At 51.2% G+C, this 23,744-nt stretch carries 26 protein-coding genes; 9 read left to right on the top strand and 17 right to left on the bottom strand.

The features are described 5' to 3' along the window. Positions 1-35 precede the first annotated feature (35 nt). On the top strand, positions 36-626 hold the full coding sequence (locus Q1A54_RS14295) for a hypothetical protein (RefSeq protein ID WP_299989485.1): 591 nt from the start codon (positions 36-38) through the stop codon (positions 624-626). A 4-nt stretch (positions 627-630) separates the two neighbouring features. On the opposite strand, the gene Q1A54_RS14290 is transcribed toward Q1A54_RS14295, so the two are convergent. After that, positions 631-1,314 (bottom strand): DUF2461 domain-containing protein, encoded by a 684-nt coding sequence (locus tag Q1A54_RS14290; protein WP_299989482.1) that lies wholly within the window; start codon positions 1,312-1,314, stop codon positions 631-633. Positions 1,315-1,518: 204 nt separating this feature from the next. On the opposite strand from Q1A54_RS14290, the gene Q1A54_RS14285 reads away from it, so the two are divergent. Beyond that, positions 1,519-2,685 (top strand): L,D-transpeptidase family protein, encoded by a 1,167-nt coding sequence (locus Q1A54_RS14285; protein WP_299989479.1) that lies wholly within the window; start codon positions 1,519-1,521, stop codon positions 2,683-2,685. Between the two features lie 3 nt (positions 2,686-2,688). Here the strand turns inward: Q1A54_RS14285 and Q1A54_RS14280 are convergent, their stop codons facing one another. From Q1A54_RS14280 to Q1A54_RS14260, 5 genes are read right to left on the bottom strand one after another with little or no spacing between them, the layout of a single operon-like run. Further along, the gene (locus Q1A54_RS14280; RefSeq protein ID WP_299989476.1) at positions 2,689-3,294 is read right to left on the bottom strand and encodes a TIGR04282 family arsenosugar biosynthesis glycosyltransferase; all 606 of its coding nucleotides are present in this window, start codon (positions 3,292-3,294) and stop codon (positions 2,689-2,691) included. After that, complete coding sequence (locus Q1A54_RS14275) at positions 3,287-3,835, bottom strand: rhodanese-like domain-containing protein (protein WP_299989473.1); 549 nt, start codon at positions 3,833-3,835, stop codon at positions 3,287-3,289. Before Q1A54_RS14275 ends, Q1A54_RS14280 begins: the two co-directional genes overlap by 8 nt. Then, positions 3,816-4,880 carry an arsenosugar biosynthesis radical SAM (seleno)protein ArsS gene (arsS, locus tag Q1A54_RS14270; protein ID WP_299989470.1) on the bottom strand — a complete coding sequence of 355 codons (1,065 nt, stop codon included), beginning with the start codon at positions 4,878-4,880 and terminating at the stop codon, positions 3,816-3,818. The genes Q1A54_RS14275 and arsS overlap by 20 nt, the downstream gene beginning before the upstream one ends. A 3-nt stretch (positions 4,881-4,883) precedes the next feature. Then, positions 4,884-5,219 carry an arsenosugar biosynthesis-associated peroxidase-like protein gene (locus Q1A54_RS14265; RefSeq protein ID WP_076422597.1) on the bottom strand — a complete coding sequence of 112 codons (336 nt, stop codon included), beginning with the start codon at positions 5,217-5,219 and terminating at the stop codon, positions 4,884-4,886. 57 nt (positions 5,220-5,276) lie between these two features. Next, positions 5,277-5,897 (bottom strand): DUF2064 domain-containing protein, encoded by a 621-nt coding sequence (locus tag Q1A54_RS14260; RefSeq protein WP_299989464.1) that lies wholly within the window; start codon positions 5,895-5,897, stop codon positions 5,277-5,279. A 256-nt stretch (positions 5,898-6,153) separates the two neighbouring features. Between Q1A54_RS14260 and Q1A54_RS14255 the strand changes: the two genes are divergently transcribed. Beyond that, positions 6,154-7,515 carry an NAD-dependent succinate-semialdehyde dehydrogenase gene (locus Q1A54_RS14255; protein ID WP_299989461.1) on the top strand — a complete coding sequence of 454 codons (1,362 nt, stop codon included), beginning with the start codon at positions 6,154-6,156 and terminating at the stop codon, positions 7,513-7,515. A 1-nt stretch (position 7,516) separates the two neighbouring features. Here the strand turns inward: Q1A54_RS14255 and Q1A54_RS14250 are convergent, their stop codons facing one another. Next, the gene (locus Q1A54_RS14250) at positions 7,517-8,281 is read right to left on the bottom strand and encodes a YdcF family protein (protein WP_299989458.1); all 765 of its coding nucleotides are present in this window, start codon (positions 8,279-8,281) and stop codon (positions 7,517-7,519) included. 66 nt (positions 8,282-8,347) lie between these two features. Next, on the bottom strand, positions 8,348-8,569 hold the full coding sequence (locus Q1A54_RS14245) for a DUF2905 domain-containing protein (RefSeq protein WP_299989455.1): 222 nt from the start codon (positions 8,567-8,569) through the stop codon (positions 8,348-8,350). A gap of 112 nt (positions 8,570-8,681) precedes the next feature. On the opposite strand from Q1A54_RS14245, the gene Q1A54_RS14240 reads away from it, so the two are divergent. Next, the gene (locus Q1A54_RS14240) at positions 8,682-11,141 is read left to right on the top strand and encodes a type IA DNA topoisomerase (RefSeq protein ID WP_299989452.1); all 2,460 of its coding nucleotides are present in this window, start codon (positions 8,682-8,684) and stop codon (positions 11,139-11,141) included. Positions 11,142-11,181: 40 nt separating this feature from the next. Here the strand turns inward: Q1A54_RS14240 and Q1A54_RS14235 are convergent, their stop codons facing one another. Beyond that, the gene (locus Q1A54_RS14235) at positions 11,182-11,583 is read right to left on the bottom strand and encodes a hypothetical protein (RefSeq protein ID WP_196115832.1); all 402 of its coding nucleotides are present in this window, start codon (positions 11,581-11,583) and stop codon (positions 11,182-11,184) included. Between the two features lie 432 nt (positions 11,584-12,015). On the opposite strand from Q1A54_RS14235, the gene Q1A54_RS14230 reads away from it, so the two are divergent. Both Q1A54_RS14230 and Q1A54_RS14225 read left to right on the top strand, forming a co-directional pair. After that, positions 12,016-13,008 (top strand): SWFGD domain-containing protein, encoded by a 993-nt coding sequence (locus Q1A54_RS14230; RefSeq protein ID WP_299989449.1) that lies wholly within the window; start codon positions 12,016-12,018, stop codon positions 13,006-13,008. A 191-nt stretch (positions 13,009-13,199) separates the two neighbouring features. Further along, entirely contained in the window at positions 13,200-13,823 is a 624-nt protein-coding gene (locus Q1A54_RS14225; protein WP_299989446.1) for a porin family protein, read from the top strand. 361 nt (positions 13,824-14,184) lie between these two features. Here the strand turns inward: Q1A54_RS14225 and Q1A54_RS14220 are convergent, their stop codons facing one another. From Q1A54_RS14220 to Q1A54_RS14205, 4 genes are all read right to left on the bottom strand, one after another. Continuing rightward, positions 14,185-14,820, bottom strand: coding sequence for a carbonic anhydrase (locus Q1A54_RS14220; protein WP_299989443.1), 636 nt, complete (start codon positions 14,818-14,820; stop codon positions 14,185-14,187). 14 nt (positions 14,821-14,834) lie between these two features. Then, complete coding sequence (locus Q1A54_RS14215; RefSeq protein WP_196115836.1) at positions 14,835-16,406, bottom strand: SulP family inorganic anion transporter; 1,572 nt, start codon at positions 16,404-16,406, stop codon at positions 14,835-14,837. 170 nt (positions 16,407-16,576) lie between these two features. After that, positions 16,577-17,974, bottom strand: coding sequence for an ATP-binding protein (locus tag Q1A54_RS14210; protein ID WP_196115837.1), 1,398 nt, complete (start codon positions 17,972-17,974; stop codon positions 16,577-16,579). Beyond that, positions 17,971-18,651, bottom strand: coding sequence for a response regulator transcription factor (locus Q1A54_RS14205; protein ID WP_299989437.1), 681 nt, complete (start codon positions 18,649-18,651; stop codon positions 17,971-17,973). The genes Q1A54_RS14210 and Q1A54_RS14205 overlap by 4 nt, the downstream gene beginning before the upstream one ends. A gap of 117 nt (positions 18,652-18,768) precedes the next feature. Here Q1A54_RS14205 and Q1A54_RS14200 point away from each other — a divergent pair, with 117 nt between their 5' ends. Then, positions 18,769-19,698 carry a cation diffusion facilitator family transporter gene (locus tag Q1A54_RS14200; RefSeq protein WP_299989435.1) on the top strand — a complete coding sequence of 310 codons (930 nt, stop codon included), beginning with the start codon at positions 18,769-18,771 and terminating at the stop codon, positions 19,696-19,698. Here Q1A54_RS14200 and Q1A54_RS14195 read toward each other — a convergent pair. The 4 genes from Q1A54_RS14195 to raiA form a co-directional block, all read right to left on the bottom strand. Beyond that, entirely contained in the window at positions 19,685-20,044 is a 360-nt protein-coding gene (locus Q1A54_RS14195; RefSeq protein WP_196115841.1) for a DUF1801 domain-containing protein, read from the bottom strand. The two genes, Q1A54_RS14200 and Q1A54_RS14195, sit on opposite strands and share 14 nt — an antisense overlap. A gap of 186 nt (positions 20,045-20,230) precedes the next feature. Further along, positions 20,231-20,869, bottom strand: a complete 639-nt coding sequence (locus tag Q1A54_RS14190; RefSeq protein ID WP_196115843.1) for a DsbA family protein — start codon at positions 20,867-20,869, stop codon at positions 20,231-20,233. 51 nt (positions 20,870-20,920) lie between these two features. Then, positions 20,921-21,703, bottom strand: a complete 783-nt coding sequence (locus Q1A54_RS14185; RefSeq protein WP_299989430.1) for a glucose 1-dehydrogenase — start codon at positions 21,701-21,703, stop codon at positions 20,921-20,923. Positions 21,704-21,811: 108 nt separating this feature from the next. Then, positions 21,812-22,117: a ribosome-associated translation inhibitor RaiA gene (raiA, locus tag Q1A54_RS14180; RefSeq protein WP_196115847.1), complete on the bottom strand. Its 306-nt coding sequence runs from the start codon at positions 22,115-22,117 to the stop codon at positions 21,812-21,814. A gap of 168 nt (positions 22,118-22,285) precedes the next feature. Between raiA and Q1A54_RS14175 the strand changes: the two genes are divergently transcribed. After that, entirely contained in the window at positions 22,286-23,005 is a 720-nt protein-coding gene (locus Q1A54_RS14175; RefSeq protein ID WP_299989427.1) for a hypothetical protein, read from the top strand. Between the two features lie 63 nt (positions 23,006-23,068). Beyond that, on the top strand, positions 23,069-23,482 hold the full coding sequence (locus Q1A54_RS14170) for an OsmC family protein (RefSeq protein WP_299989424.1): 414 nt from the start codon (positions 23,069-23,071) through the stop codon (positions 23,480-23,482). Positions 23,483-23,744: the final 262 nt, after the last annotated feature.

Below are 23,744 nucleotides of genomic sequence, written 5' to 3'. Positions count from 1 at the left end.
TAGTATAACAATGCCCCTGAAATAGTTTGATACTTATGGAATCAACCAACTACATACTGCTCCATGACCCGCGCCAGGAAGACATCATTACAGCTGTTCAACAACTGACTGATCTTTACGCTGACTCTGGTTTCACCAATGGAATCACATTGTATAAGTCAACTGCCAAAGAAGAACTCTATATACTGTTTTTTTCAAATCAACCCGATTTTGAAAGATTCAAGTACTTCGTGAATTACCTGACATACCCTGAAATTGACAATTTCAAAGCGAAGGTCTTTGGGTACTGGACCGTAACAGCCGCAGATAATCTACCCCAGAGATATATTGGTCAAAGAGCTTTAGTCTATGTTTCAGAGCAGGATACAGAGGGCGATAACGTACATGCTGTCTTCAAAGAATATGAAAGCACCATCAAAATGGGCTTCGCTTCCGGAGAAGAGTTTCAGGTTTTAGGTGAAAAGGAGTTTTCTTTTTCCGAGCCTCATCTTGAACAGAAGGACCTTTCTTTGATAAGAACGTTCACACCCAACATAAGCCTTAAGAAAACAACTAAGCCTGGCTGCTCCATAATGATGGCTACTTTCATGGCATTTGGAATTCTCTTAATGTGGATTATTAAATAAACCCCTACTCCTCCCCAATATCCCGTATCGGCGCTGTCAGGAAATCATTAAAAGGCTTCACCGCTTTAAAGCCCTCCAATACTGTGTTCATAAAATCCTTGCTGAGCACCACCTTGTCAGATATCGGCATGACGGCGTTCCAGCTTTTGAAGCGGAGGTACTCGATGGCGGGATTGTCTTTGTCGTAGCCTTTTGGCGTGGTCTTGAGCTGCTCCCCTTGTATGTTGCCGAAGCGCTCCTTAAATGATGGCGCCTGAATGATGCGTTCCAGCTCCTCCAGGTTGTAATCAATCTCCTGACGCACCGCCTTCAAATAATCAGCAGGTGGCATCCACAGACCACCGGCCAGGAAGGAATTGTTGTTGGCGGACAGGTGCAGGTAGTAGCCTGGCAAAATAGACTTGCGTCCGCCTTCGGCTACGTAGGCTCCGAAATGATCCTTGTAAGGTCGCTTGTCATTGGAGAAGCGCACGTCCCGGTAAATCCGGAATACCAGGTCTTTGCCCTTCTGCCCGATCGCCACAGGTTCGAAAAGCGCCATCTCCTCCATCAGTTCGTCCAGAAAGCCCAGGTAGTTTTTGCGGGCAGCTTCGTAGCGGGACTTGTTCTCCTGAAACCACTCGCGGTTGTTGTTTTGTGTCAGATCGGCCAGAAAGGCCAGTGTGCTTTTGTCTATTGTTGTTGCCATGGGCTGGTTTCGTCGTGCTTTTAGCGATGCATTGGGTTATTATACAGCCCTTCCGTCGGCTTTGTTTATTGCCATGCCGGATAAGCCAATTTATACCTTTCCTGCAAGCAAACCAATCTATCCTATAAGTTGTTAAAACACGGAGGCTAGCGTCTTATTTTTGCCGCTTGCGTACATTTTAATACCACCGCTTTCTTTACGCCCATGGCACGCCTGCTTTTCATTGTTTCGCTGTTTCTGTACTCGCTCTCGGGTATAGCCAGCGACTCTACGGAGGTATGGCTGCTGGTGCCGGATCAGAAAGAGCAACTCCGCCAGGCCATCGCGCATTACCAGGATCTGAGCAACCGCACCTGGCATACCTTCCCCGATAAGCTGCTGCTCCGCCCCGGTGACTCCAGCCGGCACACCCCGGACCTGCGCGCCAACCTGCTCCTGACCGGCGACCTGGCCAGCTCTGACACCACCGATAGCACAACGCTTTATACCCTTAAGCTTGCAGCGGCCGTCGTGCGTTTTCAGGCAAGGCACGCACTCAAAGCCGACAGCATTGTAGGACCGCGCACCGTGGCTGCGCTCAATGTGCCACCCCTGCAGCGGCTGCGGCAGTTGAAGAACAGCCTGTACCGCTGGGAAGCATTCAGTCACGACCTGCCACAGCCCTTCATCATCATCAACATACCTGACTATACCTTGCGGCTGATCGACCAGAACAGCGTGCAGCTATACCTGCGCACCATTGTGGGCAAACCCAACCTGCCGACCATCGTCAACCACACCAAGCTGCATACGATTGTTTTTAACCCCTACTGGTACATCCCCAACTCTATCGCCTCAAAAGAGATCCTGCCCCTGCTCAAACGCAACCCCGGCTACTTAGAGAGCCGTGACATGGAGCTGTTCCGACCCAAGCCGCTAGGTGGGTGGCAAAAAATAAGCCCTTGGGATATGGATTGGAGCACCGTCAGCGCCTCGGACTTCAACTACCGGATCGTGCAGGTAACGGGGCCGCATAATGAACTGGGGCAAATGAAGTTTCTTTTCGATACTCGCGTGAGCCAATACTTGCACGACACTAAAGACAGACACCTGTTCTCCCTCGAGAAAAGAGCCTTCAGCCATGGCTGCATCCGGCTGCAAAATCCCGAAGACCTGGCGCTATACCTGCTGCAGGAACGGAGCGGGCTATCAGACCACCGCATCGAGAAGGTGCTGGCATCTGAAAAGGACGAGCAGTTCATCCGACTCAAAAAGCCGGTGCCCTTGATTATTGTGTATATGACAGCCTGGGCCGACGAGTTTTCGGTCATTCAGTTTCGGGAGGATATTTATGGGTATGACAGGCTGGAGGAGATTGGGCTGGGGCAGTAAAATCTAACCCAGCTCCGGCCAATTTTCCTGCAGGTCTTCCAGCTTGTCCACATCTGAAAGGTAGGGCAGCAAGGTATGGCTCAGGTGCAGCCGCTCAATGTCGTACAGGGTATCAGGAAAAACATGCTCTGTGCTCCAGCGCTTGTTCTCAAAAAACGCAGAATGCAGGTGCTTCATGCCGAGCAGGTAGTAACCGCCGTCCAAAGCAGGGCCAATGACTACTTCATGCGTCTTCAGTTCTTCAAATGCCTGGCTGATGATGTCTGAAGTAAGTTGCGGACAGTCGCTGCCGATGATGACCACCGAGGTATAGCCTTCGGCAAAAGCCGCTTCAAAGGCCAGTTTCATTTTCTCACCCAGATCACCTCCGGTGTGTTGCAGCTTCTTTTGGTAGTGCCTGGTGGGCCAGAGGTCGTCCTGTTCCACTTTTTCGGAGTAGTACACTACTTTATCCATGGGCAGGTGCTGGGTGATGTTGCGGGTATGGCGGAGCAGGTGCAGGTAAATATCGAGCGCCGTTTCGGGGCCCACACTGGCTGCTAGGCGGGTTTTCACCTTGCCCAGCTCCGGGTTGCGGACAAATAGCATTAACAGGTTTTTCTCAATCATATACTTTCTCTCCTTTGCGCAGCCATACGCCCCAGGCGCGGGTATAGCCATGCACTTTTGTGGTTTGTCCCTGCTTGTCATAAACAGGCAGTCCCTGATTCACCCAGCCAAACAAGCCGCCATGCAGGTTTCGTACCTGGGTATACCCTGCCGCCTGCAGTTGCTCCCCTACCTTTTCGCTGCGGTAGCCAACCGAGCAGTATACCACGAGGGGTGTATTTTGGGGTACGTCTTTCAGGTCAGAAAGGTCAAAGTCCTCGTAGCCCACATACCGGGCACCGGGCAGGTGGCTCACCTGGTATTCACTTTCACTGCGGGTGTCGAGTAGCAGAGGCGCTATACCTTGCCTCAGTTGTTGCTGCACTTGTATAGCCGAAATGGTATCGACGCTGTGGCTATAGAGTTGCCGGAGCATTAGGTTATAGGCTGCGTCTGATGGCTGTTGGCAGGCTGACAGCAGCAGGCAGAGCAGTAAAATCAGGTATAGCCGATGATGCCAGGTATAGCGCATAGGCAGCAGGTCAGACAGTGGAGCCGCCACAGCTGGAGCCAGCCCCGGCTGTGCAACCGTAGCAATGCTGGTTCAGCACGATCTGCCTTCCGTCGAGCTGGGTCAGGTCAAAGTCGCGGATGTGTTGCGGTGTGCCGGGCTGTACCTGGAGCTCCAGCATCTGGTTGAAGTCGCAATCGTACAGTGCACCATCCCAACCGACTGAAACGGTATTCCGGCACATCACATTGGCCGCCGCCACCGGGTTGAAGGCCGTCACCAGCTTCTCCATGTAGCTGCTGTAGTTCCCGCTCTCTATTAGGTAATCGAGGTAGCGGCTTACCGGCAGGTTGGTGATGCAAAACAGGCTATTGAATTCGATGTCGTAAGCGCTCCTCAATCGCCGCTTAAACTCCGCCTCCAGTGATTTCTGACCCGCGGGCAGAAAAGCACCCGACGGATTGTAGACCAGGTTCAGCTCCAGTTCGCTTCCCTCTTGTCCGTAACCCACCTTGTTGAGCATTTGCAGCGCTTTGATGGATTTCTCAAACACGCCATCACCACGCTGTGCATCGGTGCGGGAAGCCGAGAAGTATGGCAACGAGGAAACTACCTGTACCCGGTGTTCCTTAAAAAACGCTGGCAGGTCGTGGTATTTGGGATTGGCCAGGATGATGGTGAGGTTGCAGCGCACGATCACTTGCCGCCCCATCGCCGACAGCTGCTCCACAAACCAACGGAAATCAGGGTTCATCTCAGGCGCACCGCCCGTCAGGTCCACGGTGGTGAGTTGCGGGGACTTAGCCAGCGCATCGAGGCAGAGCTGCATGGTGTCGCGGGTCATGATCTCTTTGCGGTCCGGACCGGCGTCTACGTGGCAGTGGCGGCAGGTCTGGTTGCACATCTTGCCCACGTTGACCTGAAGAATGGTGGTGCCGGTAGGTCGCAAAGGGTATAGCTCGTGCTCGAGCAACTTAGTTCCGAAAAGTGGAAAATCGCCTTCTTCCGTTCCCGCATGCTGCAGCACCTCCAGTTGGTAAGCCGGGTTGGCAAACTGGTGCTGCTGCGCCTTCAGCGATTTAACAGTTATAGGCATGGGCTACATCGTCAGGTCCTTGATCTTGTTCATCATCTGCACGCCGTGCACCAGCGCAGCGCCTCCTTTTATAGCGGCGGCCACGTGCACGGCTTCCATCATCTGGTTTTCGTCGGCACCTTTCTCCAGACAGTCAGAGGTATAGGCATCAATGCAGTAAGGGCATTGCACGGCGTGTGACACAGCTAGGGCAATCAGGGCCTTTTCGCGCTCGGTCAGGGCGCCTTCTTTGAAAACTTCGCCGTAGTAGTCGAAAAACTTGCGGCCCATCTCTGGCTGCAACTCACTGATGTTCCCGAATTTCTTCAGGTCCGCCGGATTGTAATACGTATTATCCATAGAAAAATAAAGTCTTATTTACCTTAAAGGTAACAAGAAACCAAGACTCCTGTTTGGTTAGCTCAGAATAGCGCTGAGTTGCCTGTGCAGGTGATGGTATACGGGGAGGATATTCAATTGACGGGAAAGGTCAGCTCCGCTGCCTGCTTCGGTCTTTTCGTCGAGTACCGTCAGGCTGCCCATACTGGCCTGCATGCGGTATCCATAGAGCACGAGTTCATTCAGCAGTTCGTCGGTTTGCCAGTTGAGCATGGCCAGTGCCTCGGGGTCGAAGCAGTCAATGTGCAGGCCCACCAGGTAAGCGCCGCCGTTTGTACCCGGTCCCACGACCATCCGGCCTTCGCTAAGCGCATCCTGGGCCAGCAGCAGGTCTGCCGGGGTCAGGTCTACACAGTCAGCCCCAATGCAAATCACACGCTGGTAGCCCATCGAGTAAACTTCCTGAAAGGCATTGGCAAGGCGCTCCCCGAAATTGCTTCCCTCCTGCCGCTCCGGGTAGATCACTACAAGCGGAATACCGGAGCCCTTAGCCACAAACAGGGTATGCTGCAACAGCAGGTCAGCCGCTTGCTTGTTCAGTTCAGGGCCATGCTCCTGCGTGAACGTTTTATAGCGGATCTGCTGCTCAGGAGTCTGGGCAAACAGCAAAATGACGGTATCGTGTTGGAGCGTATTCAAAAGAAAAATTTAAAATAAAGAGTTTTTATCTCTGGAGTGAAATCCCTTCGAAACTCTAATGGAAGGCAATTTAGTAAGAAACAATCTATAAAAAAGGGAATATTTGCGAAAGAAGTAACAATATCCGCAAAACCCCGCAAATAGAACTTTAGCAACACTTTATTTAACCCTTTTTTTATCAGTTTATTGTCTTTGGCAGCATAAATAGTCCGGCAACCGTATATTTACAGCACATCTTATCTAGAATCTGAAACAAATGGCGATACAAACAATAAATCCTGCAACAAACGAAGTTATCAAAACATTTGAGGAACATACCTTCGATCAGGTGCAGCACAAACTGAAAGCAGCAGATGAGGCTTTTCAGCAATGGAAAAAAACCGGTTTTGAGGAAAGAGCCCGCCTGATGAACCGCTGTGCTGACATTTTGGAGGAGGAAGCTGAAAAGTACGGGCGCATCATCACACTGGAGATGGGTAAGCCACTGAAGGATGCCATAGCAGAAGTACAGAAATGCGCCAAGGTATGCCGCTACTACGCTGATCATGCCGCTGAATTCCTGAAAGACGAAGAAGTGGAGTCCGGAGCAAGCCGTAGCCTGATCGCTTACCAGCCGCTGGGTGTGGTGTTAGCTGTCATGCCCTGGAACTTCCCTTTTTGGCAGGTTTTCCGCTTTCTGGCTCCTGCCCTGATGGCCGGAAACGCAGGCGTACTCAAACATGCCTCCAATGTGCCACAATGCGCACTGGCCATTGAGGAGATCATCCACAAGGCCGGCTTTCCGAAAGATGTGTTCCATACCTTCCTCGTTGGCTCGAAGGCAGTAGATGCGATCATTGAGAATCCCATTGTGAAGGCCGTAACCCTGACCGGCAGCGAAGGTGCTGGCTCCAAAGTAGCCGAAAAAGCGGGCAGCGAGATCAAGAAAACCGTGCTCGAACTGGGCGGTAGCGATCCGTTTATCATCCTCGAAGATGCCGACCTTGAAGCCGCCGCCACTACTGCCGTAAAATCGCGCATGGTCAATACGGGCCAGAGCTGCATTGCAGCCAAACGCTTTATTGTGGTGGAAGGTATAGCGGATGCCTTTCTGGAGAAGATGAAGGAGAAAATGCAGGCTCTCCGCACCGGCGACCCACTCACAGAGGATTGCGATTACGGTCCGCTTGCCCGCCAAGACCTGGCCGAGGAGTTGGAGCAACAGGTACAGGAATCCATCCAAAAAGGCGCCAAAGTCGTGCTGGAAGGCGGTCACGAAAAAGACTCCGCTTACTTCAAACCGATGATCATTCAGGATCCGAAGCCCGGTTCACCAGCCTACGAAGACGAACTTTTTGGTCCGGTTGCCATCGTGTTTGTGGTGAAAGACGAAGCAGAAGCCATCCGGATAGCCAATGATCACAAGTATGGACTGGCCGGTACCGTATTCACCAGCAATCAGGAACGTGGTTTGCGTGTCGCCCGACAGGTAGAGACCGGCGCCATGTTTGTGAACGCCATGGTCGCCTCCAGCCCTGAAATGCCTTTTGGTGGCATCAAAAAGTCAGGCTACGGCCGCGAACTCTCCTATATCGGTATCCGGGAATTCACGAACCAAAAGAGTATCTGGGTGGGGTAAATCACGCATACCCCACCAGCTTATAAATCACAAAACCCGTCACTTCGTGGATGATGCGGTGCCAGAGGCGGAAGGCGTCAGGATTAGGTATAAGCAGCTCATCCGGGGTATAGCGGATTTCGGAGGTATAGAAATCGGTTGGGAAAACGTCGGTGGCTATACCTGCTTTGTCGAAACAGGCTTTGGAGCGGCGCATGTGGAAGGCGGATGTCACGAGTAGGCGGCGCTCCATCTCTGGGTGCTTTTGCAGCACATCACCTGTAAAGATGGCGTTCTGGTAAGTATTGTCGCTACGGGTTTCAATGATGATGTCTTCCTGCGGCACTCCGGCCAATAACAGGATCTCCTGCAGCATCTCCGCCTCCGGTCGACGGTCCATCGCCACGGTGCCTATACCTCCCGTGATCAGAAACTTGTCCACCTTGCCCATACGGTAGAGCTTGAGCGGATGCAGAAAGCGGTCTGCCCCTTTGTTGGTATGCACCCGGTCATCAGCAAAACCTATGGCCTGGGTCACGCCCGTCAGAATGATGGCCACGTCGTAATTTTCCACCTGCTCCAGTGGTACGGCTTCCAACTCCCAGGCCCGCATGGTTACGTTCGCCAGAAATGGATTCGAGAAAACCAGCAACAGCACCGTAGCCGTCACCAGCATGATGCGTCGCCACTTGGCTGATCGAAGGAAAACAGCCAGCAACAGGAGTACCGCGATCCAGATGATGGGCATCAGGAAATACTGCAGCAGCTTCGAAAGGACAAAAAACATAAGGGTTTCAGGTATAGCAGACGCCGCAAAGGTATAAAAGGCATGGCATCCCTGAAAGGCTATACCTTAAAAGAGCCGCCTGAAGATCCAAAGCAGCAAAGAGAGCAAAATACTCACCAGGATCATACTCGTAATGGGCATGTAAAATCTGAAATTCTCCCGTTCCACCCGAATATCACCGGGCAGGTTGCCAAACCAGCCCAGTTTGTCGCCGGCCAGCCAGACGATAAGCCCGATCACTACAATCACGACCCCGATAATGATAATGTATTTCCCAATTGGCTGCATTTTCTGACGCTTAATGGTATAATGCCTTAGTTTACGACAAAGCAAGTTTAGGGATTTAGAGCCTAAAAGCGTAAATTTGAATGTTAGAGTCACCCTAAAATTACCCTATACCTTGAAAGTTTGCATTGCTGAGAAACCGAGTGTTGCGCGTGAGATTGCCCAGGTAATTGGAGCCAAAACCCGTAAGGATGGCTATTACGAAGGCAACGGCTACCAGGTCACCTGGACGTTCGGCCACTTTTGCACGCTGCGGGAGCCCGACGACTACCGCCCCGAGTGGAAGCGCTGGAGTCTCTACGACCTGCCCATGCTCCCCGAAAGGTATGGCATCAAGCTGATGCAGGACAAGGGGGTGGTGCAGCAGTTCAACATCATCAAAAAGCTACTTGACAATGCCGAGGAGGTGATCAACTGCGGTGACGCCGGCCAGGAAGGGGAAGTGATACAGCGCTGGGTGCTTACTGAGGCGAACTACCGCAAGCCTTTCAAGCGCCTCTGGATCTCCTCGCTTACCGAGGATGCCATCCGCCAGGGTTTCGCCCGACTGCGCGAAGGCTCTGAATTTGACTCGCTTTACCAGGCCGGCAAGAGCCGGGCCATCGGTGACTGGCTGCTGGGTCTGAATGCTACCCGACTTTTCACGCTCAAGTATGCGCAGGGCCGTCAGACGCTCTCTATTGGTCGGGTACAGACTCCTACCCTGGCTATGATCGTGAACCGCCATCACGAGATCGCCAACTTTGTGCCCCAACCATTTTGGGAGCTCAAGACGGTATACCGCGACACCACTTTTTCGAGCACCAACGGCCGCTTCCACAAAGAGGAAGAAGGTCAGCAGATATTGGAAGCCATCCAAAAAGATGAGCTCACCATCACGGATATCGAAACCAAGAAAGGCACCGAGAGTCCACCCAAGTTGTTTGACCTGACCTCCCTGCAGATCGAGTGCAACAACAAGCTGAGCATGTCAGCCGATGAAACGCTCAAAACCATCCAAAGCCTCTACGAGAAAAAGGTGGTTTCCTATCCGCGTGTGGACACTGTGTTTCTGCCGGACGATATTTACCCGAAGATTCCGGGCATTCTGCAGGGTTTGAGCGGCTACCGGCAGGAAGTGGCGCCGTTGCTGCAGAGCAAAATCCGGAAGAGCAAAAAGGTATTCAACAACAACAAAGTAACCGACCACCACGCCATTATACCGACCGGTGCACAAGCCAGTCTGTATGGTCGCGAGGCGGATGTATACGACATCATCACGCGCCGTTTTCTGGCTGCCTTCTACCCGGATTGTATCGTGAGCAACACCACGGTTATGGCGGAGTCAGCGGGCTATACCTTCCGGGTGCGCGGCAAGCAGATCCTGGAGCCGGGCTGGCGCGTGCTTTATGGTGCTGATGATGTAAAGTCGGATAGCAGCACGGGCAAGGATGGGAATAAAGAAGAAGAGGAAACAGCTGGTATACTGCCTAACTTCGAGAAAGGCGAGCATGGTCCGCATGCCCCGCTACTCGACAAGAAATGGACGAACCCGCCAAAGGAATATACCGAAGCTACCCTGTTGCGTGCCATGGAAACAGCCGGGCGCCAGATAGACGATGAAGAGTTGAAAGAAGCGCTGAAAGAAAACGGCATTGGCCGTCCTTCTACCCGAGCGGCTATTATCGAAACGCTGTTTAAGCGCCAGTACATTCGCAAAGACAAAAAGAAGATCATACCCACCCAGATGGGCATCGACCTGATCGGAGTGATCCGTAACCAGACGCTGAAGTCAGCGGAGATGACTGGGCAGTGGGAACGCAAGCTGCGTCAGATCGAAGGCGGTTCTTTTAAGGCTGAGGCTTTTCTGCAGGAACTGCAGGAGTTTGTGGTGAGTCTGGTGCAGGAGGTGAAGTACGACAAAGCCACAGTGACGATGGAGGCGCAGCCAGAGCCTGCCCCTACTAAAGGAGGAACTGCCAAAACTGGCAAAGAAAAAGCCGCTGCAAAAAAACCGAAAGCCGCCACGGAGGCTATACCTGGCAAAGGCCTTGGCGCATGCCCGGCCTGCGGCGAAGGTCACATCCTGAAAGGCTCCAAGGCTTACGGCTGCATCCGCTTTAAGGAAGGCTGTCGTTTCCTGATCCCGATCGAGCAACAGGGCAAAACCCTGACCGACAAACAGGTCACAGCTTTGCTCAGCAAAGGCAAGACGCCAGTGATCAAAGGATTTAAAGACGAACAAGGGAACAGCTTTGATGCCACGCTTAAGTTAGATGGCAACAAGCAGGTGGTGTTGGAGAAAGCGGAAAAAACACCCGAGGCAGATCTCTTTGCGACCTGCCCACGTTGCCAGCAGGGCAGCATGCTCAAAGGCAAGACGGCCTTCGGTTGCAGTCGCTTCCGGGAGGGTTGCCAGTTTGTAGTACCCTTCGAGATGGGTGGCAAGCAGCTTACTGATAAACAGATCGGTACTTTACTCACCAAAGGCAAAACCGGCAAGATCAAGGGCTTCACCTCTGCCAAAACCGGCAACAGCTTTGATGCTGCGCTTACCATCAACGACAACTGGCAAGTCGTATACCTGCTGAACTAACCAGCACAATGGCTATAGGTATAGTCAGCAGGTATACCATTTACTTCACTGAAAACAGTACTTCGCCGGTAGAGACATTCGTCCGGAAGTCAGTGGCCTGAATCCATAAGGTATAGTCGCCCTGTGGCAGGTTGTTTGCGTTCAGCAGCGTATCGAATTCGAGTATCTTCTTATCTGGTAAGGTGGTAAAGTTGATGTGGTCTGCATCGCCACCAACCGCACGCACACGCACCTGCAACTCCTTCACTTTGTCTTTGTCAGAGGCTGTCAGCTTTACACGAAGTCCTGACGACTTTGATAACTTTTGGTTATTGGTTGGATTTCGGATCGTTAGAGCGGGCTTTGAACCATCCGGCTGCAGGCTCCCATCCTCAAACACATCTTCACAGGCTGTCAAAGAAACAACCATCACCGCTGAGGCCAGCAATTTTGTAAACTTCATAAGATAGTAAATAGAGAAAATAATCTAAAGGCCTGCAATTTACTAAATCAATATAATTTACAAAAATCATAAAATAAAAAATATTCAATTCAACAACTTCCAGCTCAACCACCTTCAACACCCCAAACAAGGCCCAATCAGCTGATTTTAAAACTTCTAAATAAACTCTATTCATTCTATAAAAATTAAACCACTTTCAATAATTCAATTCTATCTATATAAATAGTCTTTATTTATTAATAATTAAATACAATTTGTAATTCTACAAACATTACCCATATGCTATGTTATGCCCATAGCATTGGGGCGCACTCTTATCCGGCATTTCCATCAATAACTTATGCGCACTATAGCCGTAAAAAATACCGGTATGCCTTTTTTGGCGTGCCTCAATATTGTTCTTTTTTTCAAACCTAAAAATTAAGAAAAGCTATGAGAAGCTATGAAAATTTGGGTAGTAACCCATACAATGACAACTATAGGTCTGAGAGCAGAGGCTCAGGCAGAAATTATTATTCAGGAGATTATGATCCAACCAATCGCATAAGAGGCTCCTATGGTAGCGAGTCATCAGGCAGAAGCAGCGATTCTTCCCGCATGGGTGGTTTCGGTAGCGGCCGCGACAGCTACTCCTCATCAGGATATGGCGGCACCTCATCTTATGGCCGCTCCGCTGGTAGCTCCAACTACGGCTCAGGTTCTTCTAACTACGGTTCCGGCTCAAACCGCCGTTACGGCAGCAGCGACTGGGACTCCTCTAACCGCTCTGGCGACCGTGATACATGGGACCGCGGCAGCGATGAAGTAAGATCCTGGTTCGGTGATGATGATGCTGAGCGTAGAAGAAGAATGGATGATATGCGTGATCGTGGCAGCGATAGCTACCGTTCATCAAACCGCGGCTACAGTGGTTCCTCTAACTACGGTGGATCTAACTACGGCTCGGGTTCATCAAACTATGGCTCTGGCTACAGCAGCGGCAACTACGGTTCCGGCTCATCTAACTATGGCTCAGGCTCGTCTAATTATGGCTCGGGCTCATCCAACTATGGTTCTGGCAACTATGGCTCTGGTTCTTCCAACTACGGTTCAGGTAATTATGGCTCATCAAGCTATGGTTCTGGCTATGGAAGCGGCAGCAGCTATGGTTCTTCAGGCTACGGCAGCAACCGCGGCTCCAGCGACTGGGATCGCGACAGAGACAGAGACCACGACAGAGGTTTCTTTGACCGTGCCGGTGACGAAGTAAAGTCATGGTTCGGCGACGAAGAAGCAGAGCGCAGAAGAAGAATGGACGAAATGCGTGACAGAGATAACGACAACGACTATAACAGTCGCCAAAGAACGCATACCAGCTACGGTAACACCTACAGTGGACCTCCGTACTCTTATGGTTCGTCCTCACGCAGAGATTACGAATGGTAATATGAAGGCAAACGGCTTATCAGTCGACGACCTGACATAAACCATATTATTAAAGAAAAGCCCGACCAATACTGGCCGGGCTTTTTGCATGAGAAAAATAGTACAATTTATATATATCCTCCATTGACCTGTTTTCTGCTTCTCAGTAATTTCACCCCGATTAAACCAACCCATTTAAACAGGTATTTCCTATGAAAAGACTCTTACTGGTTTTGTGCTGCATTGCACTTATGTCAGGCACTGGCTTCGCCCAACAACTTGGCTTTAAAGGCGGCGCAACCTACACAACATTTACCGGCGCTGACACCGACAACTACAAGTACCGGGTTGGGTATACAGGCGGTATATTTCTGCAAAAGCACATCAATAACATGATGGGGCTGCAACTGGAGGCACTTTATACTTCTAAGGGAGCTCGCCGCGAAATCTACTCAGGCAGCAATCTGCAGACAGCCGAGGTATTTAAGCTGAACTATATCGACATCCCATTGCTCTTCCACGTATCAGCCAGTGGGGTGTTTTTTGATCTTGGTCCGCAGGTATCCTTTATCTACAATGCTAGTCATGTGCACGAAGCGCATTCCAGCAATGGCGATAAGATTGTTACCACCAAGCACAACATTTCAGACAACCCTTACACCATCGACTTTGCTTATGTTGGTTCTGTGGGCTACCGTTCTACAAATGGCCTGGGCCTAGAAGTACGCTACACCGGCGGTTTGAAAAAGATAGATGATGAAGGTGCCTTCGCAAATCGTGAGCGTCGCAATGCCGGCTTCAGCCTGATGCTAAGCTACCTGCTCGGCGGACGCTAAATTAATATACCTCATTTGAAAAGCCCTCCTTGTTGGAGGGCTTTTTTTGTTAAAGAGATGTGGGATCAGACCCTTTCTGTAACTAAGAAAATTCGTTAAGAAGAGTACTCCTAACTCTATCCATTATACTTGGAGATTAAACTAATGCTACTGATAAAGGTATAGGACACCCTTTACAAGCACCCTTTCAGAAGGATAAAACTGTAAAATGAAACAGCTCTGACCAGGTGATGATCAGTTGCAAAACTCCCTGGCTTGCTTTTCAGATCGCCTCAAAAAAAACAAAACCCTCGCAAATGCAAGGGTGTTGTCCAATGTAGTTAATAGAAAAAATCTAGGTAGTAGTGGTTTTTTTCTACGCTTAAGCATCTTGCTCCAGGCTGTAGATGTGCTCATAACGTTTCATGTAGTCGCTTTGCTCAAGCACGTTCAGGTCTCTCAGAAGCCCCTCACTTAGATCGTATACCAGACCGTACAGCTTCGGAGGGTTGTCAGACTGCATGGCATTCTGGATGATAGACGTTTTAGACAGATTAAGCACCTGCTCAATAATGTTCAACTCCACCAGGCGACGGTGGCGCTGTTCCTCATCCTTGATGCTCAGAAGTTCCGGCTCGTGCAGGCGTATCACATCCTTGATGTTGCGCAGCCAGTTATCGATCAGTCCAAACTGTTTGTTGCTGGCCGCAGCCGCCACACCGCCGCAACCGTAGTGGCCGCACACAATGATATCCTTTACTTTAAGCACCTCCACCGCATACTGTAGCACCGATAGCAGGTTCATATCGGTATGTACCACCATGTTGGCGATGTTGCGGTGCACGAAAATCTCGCCCGGGCCTGTGCCAGTTACTTCATTTATGGGAATGCGGCTATCTGAACAGCCTATGTACAGGTAACGTGGCGTCTGTCCCTTAGCCAATTTGTTAAAGTAATCCGGGTCTTCGTTGAGCTTACGCTCCACCCATTTTTTATTATTCTCAAATATTTTTTCCATAGTTTTATTTATTCCTAGTGCATATCCAGCACCTGTACTTCTTCTACATTTAGCACTTCCACAAATATACCACGTTCGTGCGCTGTTTTCTTGAATTCGTGTATAGCCTCCAGCACATCGTAGTCAATATACTCAGAATTCGCCCCATCGATGATCACATGGCTGTTATCCGGCAGCTTCTCCAGCGTCAGCACAATGCTTGCTTTGTTCAGGAACGACACGTGCTCGCTCAGTTTAATGCGAATCGTTTCTTTGTCGCGATGCTCTTCTTTGTGGAAGAAGTAAGGCGACTTGTAATTGGCCTTCAGGATGAAGAATACCCCCACAGCCAGACCGATCAGGATACCTACCAGCAGGTCAGTAAACAGGATGGCCACGATTGTTACCACAAACGGAATGAACTGTTCATGCCCTAATTTAAGCTGCCCTTTGAACAGGGTTGGCTTCGTCAGTTTATAACCCACCATCAGAAGCACGGCGGCCAATGCTGAAAGCGGCACCTGGTTCAGGAAGCCAGCCAGGAACAGGACAGACAGCAACAGGAATATACCATGTATAAAGGCTGACATCTTGGTCTTGCCACCAGCGGCGACATTGGCAGAGCTTCGCACGATTACGGCAGTCATCGGGATACCGCCCAGCATACCTGCTATGATATTACCGACACCCTGTGCCTTCAGTTCGCGGTTGTTTGGAGTGCGGCGCTTGTGCGGGTCAAGCTTATCGACAGCTTCCACACTCAGCAAGGTCTCCAGACTGGCAATGATGGCAATCGTAAACGCTACCACGTAGAGCGAGGGATTCGTAAACTGATCAAATGCAGGCAAACGAAGCTCGTTCTGCAGCGCTCCCATACTGGAAATATCAGGTAAATTAACCAGGTGTGTGCCTGCTACAGCCAGCTCAGGGGAATAGTTGAGGAACAAATAGTTGATACCGACAGAGCCAATCACCACGATCAGAGCACCCGGCACCAGCTTAAAGAGTTTGATACGCTTCATGAATGGCTGCTCCCATAAGATCAGGATCGCCAGCGAGATAATACCAATGATCAGCGCACCTAGCTGTATGGCAGTGAAGGCATGAATTATTTCAGAGAAAGTATTGCGTCCATCCGGCTGTAAGAAGTTCATTTCACCAAAGAAGTCATCATCGGCACCCATAAAATGCGGAATCTGCTTCAGAATAAGGATCAGACCAATAGCGGCCAGCATACCTTTGATGACAGAGGAGGGAAAATAAAGACCAATGACACCGGCTTTCAGGAAACCAAGCGCAACCTGCAACACACCCGCCAATACAACGGCCAGCAAAAAGGCTTCATACGACTGCAGGGTTTCGATACCGTTAAGCACAATTACTGTCAGACCAGCTGCCGGACCACTCACACTCAGGTGAGACCCACTGAGCCAGGATACCACAAGACCACCTACTACGCCAGTAATAATACCAGCAACAAGTGGAGCCCCAGAGGCAAGTGATATACCTAAACAAAGTGGTAAGGCAACAAGGAAAACAACGAGGCCAGCAGGAATGTCTTTACCCAGACTGGCAAAATAATCTGGTTTGGAAGAGATGTTTTTCATAATAAGGTGGAGAGTAAATATTAGGCGAGCATGTAAATTAAAAGTCCCAACTCACATCCCTGCGCTGACCAACAGGCCAGCTGCAGGAACATAAGTCAGAATACTCACCTTATGTCTACAAAAGTACGGGGGAGGTATTAAGCCAGTATTAAAACGGCATTAAAATGAAATTAAAATGCGTTTTTGGCCGAAATAAATCCGATTGCCTGCGGTAAACGCAAGGTCACGACTGTCCCTTCGTTTACGCGGGAATCTATCGAAATGGAGCCTTTGTGGAGTTTTATGATGCTCTCTGTCAAGGGCAGACCGATGCCATGCCCCGTAATATTGCGCACATTGTTTGCCCTGAAAAATGGCACAAATACATGCCTGAGGTCGTGCGGTGCTATACCTACTCCCTTGTCTGCAACCTGTAACACGACCTCCCGCCGGTCAGCGGAAAGTCGTACGGTGCTGTACTCTCCCTTCGGTGAGAACTTGGCGGCATTTTCCAGTACATTGACAATGGCGATCAGCAGCAGCGCATCGTTGCCTTTCACGATCAGGCGGTCCTCATCATCAGGCAGGTTGTCAAAATCTATGTTGAACAGCGCCCCCGGATGACGCTTTAGCGCCTGCTCGTGCGCCATCCACAGCAACTCATCAAATCGCAACTGGGAAAGCTTGATTTTAGAAGTATCCACACTTGCCTGCGCTATCTGCAGTAGGCCGTTTGACAGTTCAGCCAGGAGCCGGGCATCTTCGAGGGTGGAAGCCAGGACCCGCTGATACTCTTCTTTTTCGCGGGATTTCATCAGCGCCACCTCCAACTCACCGATCATGGCTGTGAGCGGCGTGCGCAGTTCATGGGAGGCGTTGGATACAAAGGTGCTCTGCATTTCAAATGCCATCTCCAGCCGGTCCAGCATCTTGTTGAAGGTCTGTGCCAGGTGCGACAGCTCGTCCTTGCCGCCTGCACTGCTCAGGCGCAGGTGCAGGTCAGAGGCACTGATCTTCTCTACCTCGCTCACCACTTTGGTAATAGGGCGCAGCGCTTCGCGGGCAAAAGCCCAGCCCGCCAGCAGTACCACTACCATCGAACCCAAAAAGCCCACGATCAGGATGACCTTAAGGTGCTGCAGCTTCCGCAGACTATAGGCATCCACGGAAGAAGAGAGCACGATAAATTCACCCTCGTTGTCTTCGTAAAGTATGCCCACGACCTGGCGTTCGTCATGCGCATACTGTACCATACCCTCCTGTTTCACACGCTCCAGCACCTCTGGCTCCACATCCAGTTCTCCATCTCCGTCTGAGAAAAACAGGCTGCCATCCAGCCGGTAAATACTTACCTTTTCATAAGGAAGCACTCTGTAGTACCGGATCTGATTGCTGCGGCGTGCCCTTTCGCTCACTTCGTCAGCCTCCAGTATATGGGCGGCCGTATCATAGGCACGGCCCTCGATGCGCTTGTAAAAGTCGTCCTGCCGGTAGAGGGAGGTGAAGTAATAGATCACCAGCGAGAACAGGACCAGGATCAGGGCAAATATACCTGCAAACTGCAGGGTCAGTTTACTGCGAATGGTCATGCGTCGTCCTCCTTGAGCACATAGCCCATTCCTACCAGGGTATGGATCAGTTTACCAGGAAAGCCTTTATCTATCTTTTTGCGCAGGAAGTTGATGTATACATCGATCACGTTGCTGCCCGTGTCAAAAGAGGTTTCCCATACGTTCTCGGTAATATCGACGCGTGAAACGACGCGACCACGGTTGCGCAGCAGGTAATGCAGCAGGGCAAATTCCCGTGCCGTCAGGTTGATGGGCTTTCCGCCACGGGTCACCGTCTTGCTGCTCAGGTCCATTTCAAGATCTGCGATGGAGAGCTTCTCCCCTCCCCCGTTGTCGCCTGACCGACGGGTAAGGGCACGCAGTCGGGCCAGCAGCTCCTTGAACTCGAAAGGCTTGGTGAGGTAGTCATCCGCCCCGGCATCCAGCCCGATGATCTTATCGTCTGTGGAACCAAGCGCTGTGAGCATCAGGATCGGCACCTGCGATTTTTTCTTCCGGATGGCCTGGCAAACTTCCAGCCCGTTCATGTGCGGCAGAATAATGTCCAGTATAATGAGGTCATACTCGTTTTGCATGGCCATCTTCAGGCCAAAATTACCATCGTAGGCCTGCTCCACTTCATACGACTGTTCTTCCAGACCCTTTTTGATAAAGGAAGCTACTTTGGGTTCGTCTTCTACCAGCAGTATTCTCATATTCCAGTCACCGTTTACGTGTTTACCCGGACAAGATACGACTAAAACGCTACTGAGCCGTCCGGCAGCTTGCAGTTGCGCCAATATCTGTATATTTTAGATGAAGACAAACAGTTTATGGCACACGATCATCACCATCACGGAGGCCACGGCCATCACCATCACCACGGAAGCGACAACATCAAGGTGGCTTTCTTCCTGAATCTGGGCTTTACCGTGATCGAGATATTTGGCGGACTCTGGATCAACAGCATGGCCATCCTTTCGGATGCGCTGCATGACCTGGGCGATTCGCTTTCACTGGGCCTTGCCTGGTATTTTGACCGTCTCTCGCGCAAAGGCAGCGATCAGCAGTACTCTTATGGGTATAAACGTTTTTCGCTCCTGGGGGCTGTTATCAATTCGATCGTTTTATTAATTGGCTCAGGTATCGTGCTTTGGGTTTCGATTCCGCGCCTCTTTAACCCGGAGCCCGTGTATGCACCTGGTATGATCGGGTTTGCCATACTGGGCGTGCTTGTGAACGGAGCCGCTGCCTTGCGTCTCAACAAGGGAGAGTCGCTGAACGAGCGGGTGGCCATGCTCCATCTGATGGAAGATGTGTTGGGCTGGGCGGCCGTGCTCGTAGGCGGTATTCTTCTCTATTTCTTTGACTGGCCTATAATTGACCCACTGCTATCAGTGCTCATCACCTGCTTTATACTCTATAATGTAGTGCGCAACCTGCGCAAAGGTCTCCAGATCCTGCTACAGGGTACTCCTGCCAATATCAGTTTGCAGGAAGTACGCCGACGGCTGCAACTTCTCCCTGAAGTGCGCTCCGTGCATGACCTGCACCTCTGGACGCTGGACGGCATGAGCCATGTACTGACCATGCACGCTGTCGTAAATCAAAACCTGAGCTTAGAAGAGGCGCACGGTGTGAAGCAGCGTATACGCGATACCATGCAGGACGCGCACATAGACCACGTAACGGTGGAACTGGAAATGCCGGGGCAGGAATGCAGTCAGGAGCACTGTACCCCTGACCTGCCTAATTCTGGTTAAGCAGCACCGCCTGGCGCACCAGGTCGCTGAAATATTCTTCGTCAATGTCCTCGAGCGTACGCAGCTTGATGTGCGGCAGCTGCCCATTGCGGCTTACCAGGCGCTTGTTGGGGTCATCAAGTTCTTTTCCGCGGAAAAAGCCGAAATGAAGTCCGCTTCGCGAAGAGGCGAAGTAGCATACGGGGCCGTAAAAGAAATAGCAGGGATTTTCCCAGCGCACACACTCTTCCAGATGAGCAGCCGTTTGGCTGATGATGCGGCGTACTGCTTGCGCTAATAGCTGTTTCTCAGGTGTAAGTTTGTCGATGTACTCATCGACCTGGTTTGTGGATATCTTGCTTCTCATACAGGGTATGTATCGGCCTGAGTGGCCTGAGCCGTTAATTTACAGCTAAATATACATATCTTTTAATATTGGAGCAAAAAATCTATTACTGCTTATACAAGGCACTTCATATTCTGTTGCAGGACACTATGCAGTTCCGGGTAGGTAAGCCAGTCTTTCACAAATACTTATACCTCAGGTATAGGGTCAGGCCATTTCCAGATGCTGTAATAACCTTTCTTCCAATTCATCGAGCTGGCAGAAGCCGCTGGCGAGCAGTTCCGGCCCCATGCCTCCTTCCATGTATACACTGGGCAGGTTTGTAACCCCTAGCATCTCGACAAACTCAAACTCCTTTTCGGTTGCATCAATGATCTCCTCAGCTTCAAACAAGGTATAGAATAGGTTTTCCTGGATGCCAAAAGGGCGGACCACATGGGCGAGCACCTGCGGATCAGCCAGGTTCAGGCCATCGGCATAGAAAGCGGAGTGCATGGCCCGCAGTATCTCAAGCGTGAGAGCAGGCCTGAGGCGACGCACCACATGCAGGGCGCGGCAGGCGGGTTCCGTGTCGTACACAAAGTCTTCCTGCAGAAACAGGCTGTAGTTAAATGGCAGACTGGTACGCTCCTGCACCCGGTGCCAGCTTACCGCCAGTCGCTCCCGCTGCTCACGCGAAATAGGCTCGCGGGCAAAGGGATGAAGCCCTCCGGCCACAACCTCTACGGTCAGCCGACCATGCCACAAGGCGCGCAAGCGACGAATCACGTGCGTGAAACCGTAGCACCATGCGCACATCGGGTCGGTCACATATAGCAGTACCGGGTTGTAAGGACTGTTCGTCATAGGCAATTTTTACACTTCCCTTAGGTTTTACCCCAATGCCCGCAGATAGGTTCAGGCATAAATCATCTTTATGGTCATACCGCCGTCTATCACCAAATGCTGCCCCGTGATAAACCCAGCTTTGTCGGAGCACAGAAAGAGCGCTGCTTCGGCGATATCCTGCGGCTCGCCTACCCGGCCGGCCGGGTGCTGCTCCTTGTCCTCGCGGGTATGCTGCGGCTCGTAGCGATTCTTTTCTTTTTGCCAGGGCCCGGTTTCGATCCATCCGGGTGCGATGGCATTGACCCGGATGCGTTCAGGCGCCAGACTCACGGCCAGGGAATGGGTGAGCGCCTCCAGTCCGCCTTTGGAAGCCGAGTAGGCGAAGGTATCGGGTTCTGACATGAAAGCGCGTGTGCTCGTGATATTCAGGATGGCAGGATGTGCTGACTTGCGCAGCAGCGGCAAACCATATTTAGCACAAAGCATGGGCCCACGCAGGTTTACCGCCAGCACCCTGTCAAATTCAGACATCTGCATTTCATCCAGATTGCCAATAAAAGGATCGGCTATACCTGCATTGTTCACCAGCACGTCCAGCTGACCGTGCTCCTCCTCCACTTTTTGCATTATGGAAACCACCTCCTGCTCGGCGCTCACGTCGCAGGGTATAAAGCTGGCATTCAGCTGCCGGGCCTGCAGTCGTTGCAGGGCTTCCTGCCCTGCTTCTTCGTCCGCATCTGTCAGCACGACGCGGGCCCCCGCCTGCCCAAAAGCCTGGGCTATACCCAAGCCTATACCTTGCGCTCCGCCGGTAACCAGTACTACTTTGTTTGTATAATCTGCTGTGGCCATACGTTCTGTTTTATGTTGCTATACCTGTCCGCACCTAAAGGCAAACCCGCTGCCGGGCAGGTGCTGTACCTGGCCACGCAGCGGGTTTGCATTCCTATGCCCCTCGGCTTATCTTTTCTCGAGCTGGCGCTTGAGTTTATCTTCTACGTTCTTCAGCAACTCATACCAATTGTCACCATTGTCTTCGGCAAATGCGTCGGTGCCGGGTATACCTACACGCATGCTCAGTTTCTTGGCATCGGTCGCGTGGTTCGACTCTTCTTTAAAGTATACGTCCACAGAGTCTATCTTCTTGGCGTGGCGCTTCAGTTTGGAGATGGTGTTGCGAATATGCTGCTGTACGTCATCCGAAATCGAAATGTCTACAGCCTGTACGTCAATCTTGATTCCTTCGAAATTCTCTGTATAATTCATGTTCTGTCTTATAAGTATGGTGTAAAATGGGAGGCTTTGTTCAGAGCATCCCGGTGCTGAAATTAAACGGTCGCCTGCCATTAAAGTTTACGCTGACAAAGTGCCCTGCGAAGTAACATCGCCTTGGCACCATTCGTTTTTATGCATAATCACCCAAGGTTTACCGTTATGCAAAACTTACCTATCAATTGGCTGACAGAAGGATTGCTTGACTTTGAATACAAAAAATACCGCTTGCTGGCCTACCTGCAGGCCGTCCGGTCCGAGTTCGGGCAACAGCGCCTCTACCCTGTCTTTTCTGACCTGATCATGCACTATCGTAACCTGCAACAGGTGCGCGAACATAAGAAGCTGGTTTACGAAGCTTTTCCGCAGCAAATTACCCGCGCCGATTTTGAGAAGCTGGAGCTGGTATATGAAAAGATCGTGGAGGACGACGAAACCATGGCCCAGATTGAAGAGGTGATCCAGTATGCCGCACCGCTCTTTCAAGAGGCCGTGCATCAAGGCAAGGAGCTGTATGACTTTATAGAGCGCCACATCGAAATCAATCCGGTGGGCATCACGCCGATGTACTTCAACGAGGGCTATCTCTTCCTGGACGCCTTTCCGGGCAGGGAAACGCAGGTGTACGTATACCGCATCACCGTTTTTGAGAACACCTATGAGAAGTACCGGGGCATCAACACACAACTGGTCCGCACAGTGCGCCGCGGGCTGGCCCAGACGCACGAAAATCTGAAGGTACAGCTGGTGAAAGAAAACCAGGAGCTCCCTAATCCCGCTACTTTTGTAGTCGTAGCCAAGGTACCCTGCCCCCTCGACAGCGCCCTGCTTCCCATAGCCAAACGATCACTGGTGAAGTATGTGACGCGCCTGGCAGCCTGAGCCGGACTTGGTGCAAAGGGTATAAATTTATACCTTCGGACTTCAGAAAACGAGAAATACACCATGGAGATCAACCTCACCCGCATAGACCAGGACTATCACTTCGAAGCCAGAGGCGCAGCCAATGTCGCCATTAACATAGATGCCAATCCCGAAATAGGGGGCCACAACGAGGGTGCCCGCCCGATGGAGCTCATGCTGATGGGCCTGGGAGGCTGCAGCGCCATCGATATTATCAGCATCCTTAAAAAGCAGCGCCAGCCCATCGAAAGCTTTGACATCAATGTGAAAGCAGAGCGCCAGAAGGTAGAGGAGTTTAATCTCTTCAGCACCATTCACATTCACTTTAAACTGGGCGGTCAGCTGGATGAGGACAAAGTACGCCGCGCGATTGAGCTCTCACTGGAGAAATACTGCTCTGTAGCTGCTATCCTCTACAAGACAGCCACAATCACGCACTCATTTGAGATTGTGTAGTCACCCTCCGGCCCTCCCCCTTTATAGAGGGCCCTTATCCCAGAGGGGACATGGGAACGATTGTCATCCCCCTGCCCCTTCAAAAGTAGGGCCGTTAAGTTCCAGCAAATTCTCCCTTAGAGGACAAGTGAGACGCGAGTCGGAACTTGCGAGCGAAGCTCTCAGAGGGGTGTTGAGGCTGCGGATGCATCGTAAATAAGTCCGCTACTGGCAAATTAGCACCGAATTTACACCCCTATAATCCCCTCAAGGGGATAGTTAC

The organism is uncultured Pontibacter sp. (genome assembly GCF_947502515.1).
Lineage (GTDB): Bacteria > Bacteroidota > Bacteroidia > Cytophagales > Hymenobacteraceae > Pontibacter.
The sequence above is the reverse complement of the archived record's forward strand: the minus strand, read 5'-3'. Positions and strand labels throughout refer to the sequence as shown.